This is a genomic window from Bacillus sp. EB600, assembly GCF_024494385.1.
Lineage (GTDB): Bacteria > Bacillota > Bacilli > Bacillales > Cytobacillaceae > JAEVLT01.
In genome coordinates, this window is sequence record NZ_JAEVLT010000036.1 from 1 (window position 1) to 12,463 (window position 12,463).

Consider the following 12,463-nt stretch of genomic DNA (forward strand, 5'->3'; position numbering starts at 1 on the left):
ATGGCAGGTCAGTGCAATAAGACACAATTTATTACAAATTGATTAATCTCCATTATCTTGGACTTTCATAAGCTGTTGTATGAAAGGAGTTTGATATTTTTGGGTAAAAAACAGGGCATTGTTAAAGTTATATTTGATTATATAGTCATTGGTGCTGGAACAGCTGGAGGGGTAATCGCTAAGGAATTAACAGATGACAAAAAAACTTCCTTACTCGTACTTGATGCAGGAACAAATATGACGAATGAACTAATCAGCCCTTCTCTTGAGACAGCAACCATTTTTGCTGCCTATAATAAGTTTTCATATAATATACTTTCTCAAGAGGAGCCAGCCATTGGACGGCAGCTTAGATTAACAGGTGGCAGAGTATTAGGGGGAAGCTCACAATATAATACTATGTATGCAGTTCGTGGCAGCCGAGACCTTTATGATGCGTGGGCTGAAATCGGAGGAAAGCAATGGAGGTATGATAATATTCGTTCTTTATTTAAAAAAAATGAGGCTTATACTGGAACGACACAAAGCTCAATCGAAAGGGGAAAAAAAGGTCCGATTTTTGTTAGACAACAAATCATTCCGAATAATGGACTAATACAAACTTTAGCAGAAGCTACCTCAACTATTTTAGGAATACCAATTGTCGAAGATTATAATACAGGCGTAAGCGATTGTACATTTTTCAAATCACAATTTACCCAAAAAGAAGTGGACGGGATGTTTGTCCGTTCATCAACGGCAACCGGGTATTTAAATAGTAATATTCTAACCCACGGAAATCAGTTAAATCCGTATGAGTTTGGCGTTGGTAATAGAAAATTAGTCATTTTTGCAAAAACAACAGTGAATAAAATTCTTTTTAAAGAAAGAAATGGGGTTCAAATTGTTGTTGGTGTAGAATATGTGAAAGATGGAGTGTCTCAAATCGTTTTTGCCCGAAAAGGAATCATTGTCTCTGCTGGTAATTTCTCCTCGGTCATTCTGCAACGTTCAGGAATCGGAAAATCGACCGATTTAGCAGAAGCAGGGATAACAACATTGGTGGAAAGCCCCAATGTTGGTCATAACTTTCAGGCTCATCATTTTGTTGGAATGGGAGTAGAAGTAGAAACAAAACGACTTCAACAGGTATTGGATGCTGATCCTAACCAGCCAATTACAATCGGTGCTTTCAAAAAAGAAACTGGAGCAGGTCGCCGTCTTCAATTAGTGGGCGTTCCAGTACCACTGTTTCTCCCAGTCCAGGAAGTGTTTATTAATAATTGGAAGTTTGATCCAGTAAAACCTAGCAATATAATGAGTATAGCGATTATTGATCTAAACCCTAAAAGCAAGGGTACGATAACGGTAGCACACAGCGATCCCGAGGCTTATCCTTCGGTTACGTTTAATCCACTTGAAAATCCGGATGACTTAAACTTTTTAGTGGATCATTACATTGAAACGTTCAAAATTATGATGAAGGCCCGTGAACTGGATCCAGGCGGTATTTATAAGGTTGTATTCCCTCCTGAAAATATATTCAATCTACCGAATGAAGTAGAAAAACGAAACCAACTTGCTGCATATGCCAAGGCATATTATGCGAATTTCGACCATTTTGGAGGGCAATGTAAAATGGGAAGGAATATTGAAGAAGGAGTTGTTGACGGATTTCTAAATGTCTTTGGTACCAAAAATCTTAAAGTTGCTGATCTCTCCATTGCCCCTATATTACCAGACGGTAACACGTCCATGCCTGCTCAGATGATCGGTTTAAATGCTGTAAAATTTATTCAAACTAATCCTCACGCTTTTGTAGTTGATGATGATGAATTTGAGGATTACCCAACAACAAATAGATAGAAAGAACAGGAAAAAGCATGGCTACTATGGATACCATGCTTTTTTTTTATAGTTCTTCTATAGAATTGAGAAATTCAACTAGTCTAGCTTTCAATTTTAAAGCGTTTGGCCCAGTTATTTGCTTGGTTACACGTTTCCGTAACTCCTGTGCGATCAGAATATTTTCCGAATCCTCTTGTTCATACTTATATTTTCCGGAAAGGGTGTTTGTCTAATCAAAATGTTATTTAAAACGTATTTTGAATAAAGAGCATGTTATTGAATCCAGTCAAAACCTTTTCTTAGAATATAAGGGGTGTTTACTTAATGTTTCCCTATCAAGGAGATGAAATCCAAAGTGCAGTTGACACGATGACTGAAAATGGATTATACGATTACCTATACCAAGAACCTTTTTACAATAGAACCAGTCGGTCTCGAAGAGCAAGCAGCAGTAGCCGTTCCCGGAGTAGATCTAGAAGATCAAGCAGCAGTAGCCGTTCTCGGAGTAGATCTAGAAGAGCAAGCAGCAGTAGTCGTTCTCGGAGTAGTGCTAGAAGATCACGTAGTTCCTACAGCAGATACAGAAGGTCACGTCAATCCCGCAGGAGCCGTTCAAGTCGAAGTTCGAGCCGTCGTTCACGTTTGTTGATTATATTTAGATCGCGTAGAAGTCATTCAAGGAGTAGATCAAGCCATCATTTTAGCCGGAGTTCAAGAAGTCGTTCGAGCCGAAGTCGTTCAAGCAGAAGTCGATCTAGAAGTTTCCGTCGCAGCAGAAGTTCAAGATCCCGCCGTTCCAGCAGTTCCAGAAGTTCTAGAAGTTCCAGAAGATCCAGATCAACTGGTCGTGGTCGTCGATCAAGCTCTAACACTTCTTTTCAAACGAGATTTTGGGAAAACGGCAATATGGAAGAATTACGCTTACGGAGATTATTATGACGCCTAAGGGCAAAGGGCTGCTCGATGCCCTCTTGCCATGTTCGCTTTAGGATCGGACGAAAGGGAGCCTTCTTAGATCTTTTCAATAATGAATGCGCTAATTATCACGTGAAGAGCGGGCATAAGGCAAACAAAATCGGCAAAGTAGGATAATGGACAGTAAGGAAGCAAAAAAGCTTCCAATCTGCCCATATTCATTCCTAGGTTTTCTATGGATCTTACTAAGGGGTCCTAAGTTGCTTTGTTCTTCTCACTGTTATAGATTCATTCATTTCCATTTATTATTGCCTCAAATAGATTCGAGTTCCTACCAAGGCAAAAGGAAAAAACAAAAAACAAAAGCAGCCGATTTCGTCATCTTTTCTTTGGGTATTAGAGTCACCTTCTTATTTTATTTTTCATTAAATATGGTGTACAAGTACTAAAATATACACTGGAGGGAACGTTTTTGTTGAAAAAAAAGAAGGAATCTAAATATGATCGAATAAAAAACGTCAAGAATAAAGGCTATAAAGTTGGAAGTATAAAAATCTTATTATAAACTTCCTAAACAACAGAAATCCCCTAATAACCAAAAACATAAATGACGCAGGCATTTCTAAAATATTTGTTAGACTTTGAACGAGTTAGGAGAGACTTTGCAAGAGCGTACGAAATTTGGAATGGCAAATTGTAGCTATGTTGCGCCGGATGGGATATGAACCCCCAAATACAGATGTATTAGGAACAGAAGATAAATTTATTTAAGACTAAATGGTTTTGAGTTTTTTACATTGTTTTACCTCCAGGTGCAAGAGTTGAAGAGAGCTAGTGCCATTATGGGTAGCTATTTCTTTTTGAACAAAAAATTTGTGAAGGGTTCTACTTAAACAAACGGGAGCTTATTCAAAAAATGAATTCGGTTGAAGGATATAAAATATATTAAGTTAGCAAAAAATCAGGGAAATTTATATAAGGAGCATTGGTTCAAGTAAAACCGATGCTCTTGTTATTTATCTCAAATTTTTTGTGAACGTAAACACACATTTAGGAAGTAATTCTAACTGTATTGAGCAAAATAAAATGGATAAATTGATGAATACCACATTAGGTAATTTACTTCCATTAGAGGATGAATTAAGGTTTAAAAAACTGGAGGTACAACATGCCAAAGAATATGAAAGTTGTTGTAACAACACTGTTAGTCGTTTTTTTATTGAATGGAATGGTAACAATACAGGTCGGTATGGCAGAAGAATGGGTCCCGCAAATTAAGGGGGAATTTGGAGTCGCTATAGACGCCAAAAGTGGCGAGATTTTATACAACAAAAATGCCAATTCAAAAGCCTATCCTGCGAGTATGACTAAAGTATTAACGGCCATTATTTTAGATGAGCGAATAAAAGATGGGGAAAAGTTAACGGCTAGTTTAAATGCTGCCAATCAAGAATGTGTCTGTTATGGGCTGGCAGTTGGAGAAATGATTTCTAAGGAAGATGCTATGAAAGCTCTGTTATTGTTAAGTGCCAATGATGTGGCCGTTGCAATTGCTGAAAACGTAACTGGAAGCGAAGAGAGATTTGCAAAACTTATGAATCAAAAAGTGAAAAAATTGGGGCTTAAAAACACCCATTTTGTTACCGCAAGTGGGCTGACCGACCCCGAACATTATACAACCCCTTATGATATGGCCCTCATCGCAAAAGAAGCGTTGAAACACCCAAAAGTTTTAGAGGACATGTCCACACAAGCAGCATTCATTAAAACAAGCATACAAGAAAAGAACATCATTAATCGGAATATAAAGTATTGCAGAAATAATGTCATTGCTAGTAAAACAGGGTATACAGATGCAGCTCAATATACGCTTGTACAATATTTAATGAAGGACAATAAAGAGATCATTTGTGTTGTGATGAAGTCGGATGAAAAGTCTCGATTTAACGATATTCAAACCATGGCAAACTATTCATTTGCTCATATGAAAGCCCCTGAAACTGATTCCGAAGATAATTAGTGAATATGAATAAGAAAAACTTTGCGAGCACAAAAATTTGCTCGTTTTTTTATATTCATTTTTTCTTGTTAACACATTGGAAATCCATTACATTTGATTTAGTCAATCAATGTTGAGGTGAGTAAATTGAAAATCGTTATTGGTATGAATAGGATAAAATTAACTGCTGTTCCAGATGAATCTGAGTTAAGTAAAGAGCCCATATATTATGTTTACAAATGGTTGGATTGTCAACACCAAACTAGACAACTTTTTTAAGGTGTGTAAGTTTGTATTCAATCGCGCTTAAATAGTCTAGCGTACCGTGAATACGAAGAAGATTAAACCAATGTATATAATCATGTAACTCACGTGTCAGATCTTCCAGTGAATCAAAGGAAGGTCCTATGACAAACGCTGTTTTAATGATTTTGAACGTGGCTTCAGCTACTGCATTATCATATGGCATCCTTTCATACGAGGGAACGTTTTATCTTAAAAGTCTCTAGGGCTTCATCAATCAGTTTGTTTTTAAACTCATTTCCACGGTCTGTATGGAAAAGCTGGATCTTATGGAGGTCTGCCTTAATAGAGGCGAGAGCCCGATAAACCAGTAAGGCATCTTTATTCGGACCGGTGCTGTACCCAATGATTTCTCAATTAAAGAGGTCAACAAATACACATATATAATGCCATTTTTTATCAACTCTTACATATGTCAAATCACTAACAATTGCTTTAACTGCTCGTCCTGTTTAAACTCACGGTCCAGTTCATTAGCCTGGGCTGATTCGTTACACGTTTTTGCATGTGGCTTGAACTGAGCGACTGTGTAGGAGGAGACAAGGCCTTGTTCATTCATAATACGATCAATTCGTCGTCTAGAGACGATTTTCCCTTGCTTTTTTAATTCGAACTTTATTTTACGAGTCCCATAGTTTTGACGACTCGCCTGGAAAATCTCAATAATATCAGAAGTAATATCATCCTCTGAAACTCTTTCTTTCACTTTTAAAGCTTGCTGATTCAGGTAAAGGGAATTACAAAATCATACGTGGGGATGGGAGAGATGCGGAGGCCACTTTGAGTGAAGGTGAAAAAACCTTTATTACGTTTTTATATTTTTATCACCTTATTAAGGGAAGTAATAGCACAAAACAGATCACTGTTGATAAGGTAATAGTGATAGATGATCCCATCTCAAGTTTAGACAGTGATATTCTTTTTATTGTCAGTTGTTTGATAAGGAAACTTATAGACGAAATTCGTGAAGATAAGCACACTAATAATAAACAGTTAATCATTTTGACCCACAATGTATTCTTCCAGAAACAGAAAAAATGTATGGCGGAACATTACGAAACCGTCTTAAAGAACCGACTGTTCGGGGAAAAGTTAAAGCAAAAACTGGAACCATTTCCACGGTAGGTCGCTTTCTGGTTATGTTGACACGAAAAGTGTCAAAGGCTTATTTTTTCTATCTTGTTAAATAACCTACTGATGAAGACAATGGAAAAAAATTGAAGATAAAATTGTAACTATTTTAGCCAATCAATAACAGGACTTCGCTGCTTTTAACTCAGTTCCGATTGGACAAGGTGCATAACTTTCTTTTCTCACCCATAAGATTGAAGGGAAGTGGAAGTGAATTAGGGGGGAATGTTTGTGCAATTTTACTATGGAATTCAAATGCCTTTACGAATTTTGGATGAAGCTGAGTTTTGGAAGCATCAGGAAGAAGAACATACTGTTGTCATTCGCGAGCTAGTGTCAAACCTTGAACAAACATTTGTTGATGCACTAAAGCAGTGGGAAACGGCCCTTGGACAAACACATCAACAGATTATTCGTTTTATAGAATCAGTTGTCCGTTTAGGAGAGTATGTACCGAACGAATTGTATCATCAGGTTATTCAATTGGTTTCATTTTGTTTACAACAGAGCCAGTCATTCATTCAATTATGTGAACAAATTAAAACACAAAGTAGTGCTGTAAGCCAAAACCCAACTGCCAAAGTGGTTATAAACCATATCATCCGTGAATCAGAATATTTTACCGGAATTTCTCAAGCTTTGTTATCCAGCAGTGCAAGTAGTAATGATTCATCGCAATAATACTGGTAAAGGAGGCAAGAAAATCTTGCCTCCTTTTTTTGCGAAATTATTCATTTTTTGTACTATTTTGTCTAAAAAATTACCAAAAGTAGACCATTTGTCTATATAATAGAAAAAGATAGTCTATTGTTAGCGATGTTAATTGAGAAAAATCTAATGGAGCTTTTTTGCTATCAGCCCAATCCGTCATGGAAGGAGCTTTACTATGGAACTTTTAACAGTTGATTCCCTTCTAAATGTTATTAGTGAATTACTATCAGATGAAACTTCCTTTGCTGTTTCAAACGAAACCGAATATATTTACTATCATTCAAGTAAACGAATTGATTTAAAAATTAAACCTGGTGATCCGGTAAAAGAAGGAACGATTACATATAAGGCCCTAACAAGCAAACAGAAGGTTTCTGAATTTATAACTCGAGATGTTCTTGGGGTTCCATACCACGGAATAGCTGTTCCTTATTATCATGAAGGAAAAATGAAAGGCTGCATCACAGCCATATTTCCCGCACTAGCAGATGCGAAATCCGTTGTGACAGTTAAACTAAATGATGGGTGGGTACCGATTCCATTTTCAGATGTTATTTATATTGAAGCAAGGGATCGGAAAACCTACGTTTTTGGTAAAGAAACAATTGGTACACATAGATATACGTTGAATGAGTTTGAATATTTTCTTCCGAAAGATTTTTTTGTGCGCTGTCATCGGTCCTTTATTGTTAATGTCCATTACATTAAAGAAATTTATCCAGATACCCATTCAACCTTTATTCTTGTTATGAAAAATAATACGAAAGTCCCTGTTAGTCAATCGTATTCTTCCTATTTTCGAAAATTGCTTTTATTCTGAACTTTCCTATTTTATACATGGTATTTTCTGATTCGTCGTTATTTTTGCTAATTCTATCCAAAATCTACTTTTTCGGCAGTGAAATCGCTTACAATATGACAAAAGGGGTAGAAAGAGGGATGGATAGTGGAAGATAAATTACAACGTTTACGAAACAAACAACTTTTTGATCGTGTTGTTACACCTGAGGAAGCAGCCAGTTGGATACAAGATGGTAATACAATAGGTTTAAGTGGATTTACTAAATCGGGAGATGCCAAGGCAGTACCTTACGCACTCATAGATCGTGCTAAAACTGAAAAATTTAAAGTTAATGTGTATACTGGGGCTTCTATGGGTTCAGACGTTGATAAATTGTTTGCTGAGGCTGGAATCATTAACAAGCGCCTGCCTTTCCAAGCAGAACCTTCGATGAGAAAATCTATAAATGCAGGAGAAATGTATTTTTCTGATCAACATTTATCACATACAGCCGAATGGATCAGAAACAATGTCATAGATCCCGTTGACTTCGCCATTATTGAAGCTGTAGCGATCACTGAAGATGGTCAGTTGATTCCAACAACTTCAGTCGGAAATTCAATGGTATTTGCGCAAAATGCCAAAAATGTAATTGTTGAAATAAACTTAGCTCAGCCAATGGAATTAGAAGGAATCCACGATTGTTATGCTCCAGCTCCACAAGGTCAGCGTACACCGATTCCATTGACAAAGCCATCTGATCGAATTGGAACGATTGGAATTCCATTGGACCTTGACAAAGTAAAAGGAGTAATCTTTACAAAACAAGCGGATTCTCCGTCTACAATCGTTCCACCTGATAGTGAAACAGTGATCATGGCCCAGCATTTAATTGAATTTTTGCGAGGAGAAATAAAGGCCGGCAGATTAACGAATTCACTTGCTCCATTGCAATCAGGAATAGGTTCAGTCGCAAATGCAGTATTTCATGGTTTTCTAGATTCGGAATTTACGGATTTAGAAGTGTATTCAGAAGTTCTTCAGGATGCTGTATTTGATTTGTTTGATGCCGGAAAAGTTAAATTTGCTTCCAGTTGTTCCTTAACTCTATCTGAAGAAAAAATGAAACATTTCTACGCAAATTTTAATAAATATCGTGATCGGTTAATTTTAAGACCACAAGAAATTTCAAACCATCCGGAACTAATCCGCCGCATGGGATTAATTTCGATTAATACTGCACTTGAAATAGATATTTATGGTAATGTTAATTCAACACATGTTCTCGGGACAAAAATGATGAATGGAATCGGAGGCTCTGGTGACTTTGCAAGAAATGCACGTCTTGGCATTTTTGTCACCAAATCAATTGCAAAGGATGGAAAAATCTCAAGTATTGTTCCATTTGCTTCTCACATTGACCATACAGAACATGACGTCGATGTAATTGTTACGGAACAAGGATATGCGGATCTACGTGGATTAGCACCAAGAGAACGCGTGAAGCTTATCATTGAAAATTGCGCTCATCCAATGTATCGTGACCAATTAAGAGAGTATTACGAAGAAGCTTTGCAAAGCGGGGGACAAACTCCACACATCCTCGAAAAAGCTTTTTCCTGGCATATCAATTTTGCAAAAAACGGAACAATGCTTCAAAAGGTTTTACAACAAAATTAATTTTTTAAAATCAAACAACAAACATGACCTTATCCAAAGTGGGTAAGGTTTTTTCCATGTTTTAGGAAACTATAGATTTGGTCACTGTGGATAACTTTTTACTGAGTGAGACTCGTCCAGCTCCAGCGCCCAGCGGCTAGTGTCCTTCGCTCATCTCCCTTCGATAAGTCAACATCGGATCGCTATCGCTCTCCGTGTTTCCTTTATCTCAGTCGAAGTGCTCTAGGCCATACGCCGCTAAACGGGCGCTTGCGCTTTTGTTCTTTACAAAATCTAATCCAAAAGAATATTTGCTATTTTAAAGATAAACACTCAATATTAGGGCAGGATGCAACTCTTATGAAAGTAAGTTAAAAAAGAAAGAAGGGATTTTTTTGCCTGATTTTGTATCATTGGGTGTATCAAAAGTTTTAGCAAAAACGTTGAGTACTTACGGTGTTGTCACACCAACCCCCGTCCAGGAACGAGCCATTCCTTCGATAATGGCAGGAAAAGATATCATCGCACAGGCCCAAACTGGAACAGGTAAAACACTTGCGTTTATTCTGCCAATTCTCGGAAAAATCAATCCAAATACTAGCCATCCCTCTACATTAATTGTTACTCCTACAAGGGAATTAGCTTTGCAAATTAAAGAGGAAATTGAAAAATTGATCATGAATTTGGATGGAATCCACGTTTTGGCTGCTTATGGGGGGCAAGACGTAGAAAAGCAATTGAAAAAGTTAAGGAGAAATGTTCAGATTGTCGTTGGAACACCTGGACGTTTGTTGGACCATATCAGAAGAGGAACATTACAACTCTCACAGATAAACTGTCTTATTCTTGATGAAGCAGATCAAATGCTCCATATTGGTTTTTTAAATGAAGTTGAACAAATCATTAAGGAAACCCCTTCAAACAGGCAATCTCTGCTGTTTTCGGCTACGATTCCAGCTGAAATTAGAGAAATAGCACATAAATATATGCTTAATCCAGAATATATCCAAATTGAAAAAGTTCAAGGCCCTGCGGAAAATGTGAAGCAGATGGCATACCTTACAACCGATCGTGCTAAACAAGCAACTCTTATCGAATTAATTGAAACCCATCGGCCCTTTTTAGCAGTTATTTTTTGCCGAACAAAGCGAAGAGTGAGCAAGCTTTATGATGCGCTTAAATCCAATGGATTTAATTGTGATGAATTACATGGTGATCTATCACAAGCAAAGAGAGAAAGGGTCATGAAGCGTTTTCGAGATGCAGAGATTCAATTACTGATTGCGACGGATGTAGCAGCAAGAGGTCTAGATGTAGAAGGCGTTACACATGTATATAATTATGATATACCTCAAGACTCAGAAAGTTATATTCATCGGATTGGGAGAACAGGGCGTGCAGGGACAAGAGGCATCGCCATAACACTCTATTCTTCAAAAGACCACGCTTTTCTTGCTATAATTGAAAAAGAACTGAACATAACAATACCAAAACAAAATCTAGTGAAAACAAGCCAAAACCCAGAAGATAAACCTATTACACATAAAGGCCAAGGATCAAATACTGGAAGAAATTCTTTCAAAACAGCTCCAGTGAAAAGGAGAAGAAAATAATTGGCAGTGCAGGGTTACTAGAAATGATAAAGGAGGAGACATCACAAATGTTAAAAGACAGAATCATTCAAGATTTAACAAAACGGATAGAGGAGCAACAAACGCTACAGAAAAAGGATAACGTAAAGGTTGAACTCTTTAATGAGGAATTAAATTATAGTATAATCCATCAATTGATTCCCGAAGATGTGCAAGAAAAAATCTCTTTTGTTGAAAAAAACGCTGATTTACGGCTTTCAAATGCCTACATAGAACGATGCGATAAAGAAACCGAGGAAATGATTTCTAAAGAGGAATCTGACTTTTTAAAACAGCCGCTTGAATTTCTAAAAAAGCATAAGAATGAGTTTATTTATTTTGAATCTGAATGGCTTGATTTGATTGGGGTAGATGCTATTTCCCTTGAGGCAGATGATGTCTTTGGAACCTATGATGTCATGTTGGGATTAAAACTTCAGAAGAAATATGAAACCGTCTTAAGAGAGCAGTTGAATCGTTTCTTATCAGGAGAGGAACCCAAATTTGATTTGGTGTTTAATCATGATGATGGCTTATGGGATTTAAATTTTACGCTAAACTATGTAGCAGGTTTCAAAAATGAGCTATCAGTAGGTGAAACATTCCTGATGATCTATCGGTTCTTATTTAACCTTGTTGATCAAGTAGAAAGTAACCATTAATAAGTAAATCATTACTAATGACATATACATAAGGGATGATTATTTTTAAAAATTTAAAAGAGATTAGGTGAGATAGTGAGAGTGATCTCCATTTGTCCAAGCAATACAGAACTAATTGACTACTTGGGATTATCGAATCAACTTGTTGGAATCGATGATTATTCTGATTGGCCAAAGTCGATTACAAACCTACCACGGTTAGGCGCGGATTTATCAATTAATATGGAGATGGTTGAGCAATTAAAACCAGATCTAGTCCTTGCCTCTTTAAGTGTTCCCGGTATGGAAAAAAACGTTGTTGCTTTAAAAGAGCGAGGAATTCCTCATCTCGTTTTAAATCCACAGTCTTTGAAAGATATTGAAACGGATTTGATCAGAACAGCTGAGGCCCTTCAAAACAAGGAGAGCGGTTTGGAGGCAGCTAGCAAGTTTCGTGCTAGGCTTGAAAGTCTAAGAGAAAAATGGGGGAATAAAGAATTTAAGCCATCCATCTATTGGGAATGGTGGCCGAAGCCTATTTTTACCCCAGGAAAATTAAATTGGCTAACCGAAATATCAGAAGCTGCCGGAGCACAAAATCTCTTTGCTGATGTTGAATTGGCAAGTGTTCAAACAGAATGGCAGGATATAGTAAATCGAAAGCCGGATTTTATTTGCCTCGCTTGGGTTGGTGTAAGAAGAGAAAAGATCCAGAAGAGCATGGTGAAGAAGCGTCCAGACTTTGAATTGCTTACCGAATTAAATGATGAGAAAATATTGATTCTTGAGGAAGAACTTTTTTGCCGGCCATCACCAAGACTGCTGGATGGTCTTGAAAAGCTTGCTCGCCTAATTCACTAGCGCG

General features: G+C 37.2%; 9 protein-coding genes and 3 pseudogenes. 11 read left to right on the top strand and 1 reads right to left on the bottom strand.

The features are described 5' to 3' along the window. Positions 1-99: 99 nt before the first annotated feature. The 3 genes from JN080_RS23165 (at position 100) to JN080_RS23175 (ending at position 4,762) form a co-directional block, all read left to right on the top strand. Positions 100-1,845, top strand: a complete 1,746-nt coding sequence (locus JN080_RS23165) for a GMC family oxidoreductase (RefSeq protein WP_256238347.1) — start codon at positions 100-102, stop codon at positions 1,843-1,845. 361 nt (positions 1,846-2,206) lie between these two features. Next, positions 2,207-2,476 (top strand): hypothetical protein, encoded by a 270-nt coding sequence (locus JN080_RS23170; protein ID WP_256238349.1) that lies wholly within the window; start codon positions 2,207-2,209, stop codon positions 2,474-2,476. Positions 2,477-3,910: 1,434 nt separating this feature from the next. Then, a complete protein-coding gene (locus tag JN080_RS23175) occupies positions 3,911-4,762 on the top strand; it encodes a D-alanyl-D-alanine carboxypeptidase family protein (RefSeq protein ID WP_256238350.1) in 852 nt (283 codons plus the stop codon). A 241-nt stretch (positions 4,763-5,003) separates the two neighbouring features. On the opposite strand, the pseudogene JN080_RS23180 reads toward JN080_RS23175, so the two are convergent. Next, positions 5,004-5,771: pseudogene (locus JN080_RS23180) on the bottom strand (IS3 family transposase). Between the two features lie 53 nt (positions 5,772-5,824). Here JN080_RS23180 and JN080_RS29985 point away from each other — a divergent pair. The 8 genes and pseudogenes from JN080_RS29985 to JN080_RS23215 all read left to right on the top strand — a co-directional run. After that, positions 5,825-6,037, top strand: a pseudogene (locus tag JN080_RS29985) (AAA family ATPase); the annotation flags it as partial. 35 nt (positions 6,038-6,072) lie between these two features. Continuing rightward, a pseudogene (locus tag JN080_RS29990) lies at positions 6,073-6,299 on the top strand (D-alanyl-D-alanine carboxypeptidase); the annotation flags it as partial. A 107-nt stretch (positions 6,300-6,406) separates the two neighbouring features. Next, positions 6,407-6,856, top strand: a complete 450-nt coding sequence (locus JN080_RS23190) for a DUF2935 domain-containing protein (RefSeq protein ID WP_256238351.1) — start codon at positions 6,407-6,409, stop codon at positions 6,854-6,856. Between the two features lie 205 nt (positions 6,857-7,061). After that, the gene (locus JN080_RS23195; RefSeq protein WP_256238353.1) at positions 7,062-7,706 is read left to right on the top strand and encodes a LytTR family DNA-binding domain-containing protein; all 645 of its coding nucleotides are present in this window, start codon (positions 7,062-7,064) and stop codon (positions 7,704-7,706) included. A gap of 126 nt (positions 7,707-7,832) precedes the next feature. After that, positions 7,833-9,347, top strand: a complete 1,515-nt coding sequence (gene scpC / locus JN080_RS23200) for a succinyl-CoA:acetate CoA-transferase ScpC (RefSeq protein WP_256238354.1) — start codon at positions 7,833-7,835, stop codon at positions 9,345-9,347. A gap of 374 nt (positions 9,348-9,721) precedes the next feature. Then, complete coding sequence (locus tag JN080_RS23205; protein WP_256238355.1) at positions 9,722-10,939, top strand: DEAD/DEAH box helicase; 1,218 nt, start codon at positions 9,722-9,724, stop codon at positions 10,937-10,939. 47 nt (positions 10,940-10,986) lie between these two features. After that, entirely contained in the window at positions 10,987-11,619 is a 633-nt protein-coding gene (locus JN080_RS23210) for a branched-chain amino acid aminotransferase (RefSeq protein ID WP_256238356.1), read from the top strand. Positions 11,620-11,694: 75 nt separating this feature from the next. Then, positions 11,695-12,459: a cobalamin-binding protein gene (locus JN080_RS23215; RefSeq protein ID WP_256238357.1), complete on the top strand. Its 765-nt coding sequence runs from the start codon at positions 11,695-11,697 to the stop codon at positions 12,457-12,459. Positions 12,460-12,463: the final 4 nt, after the last annotated feature.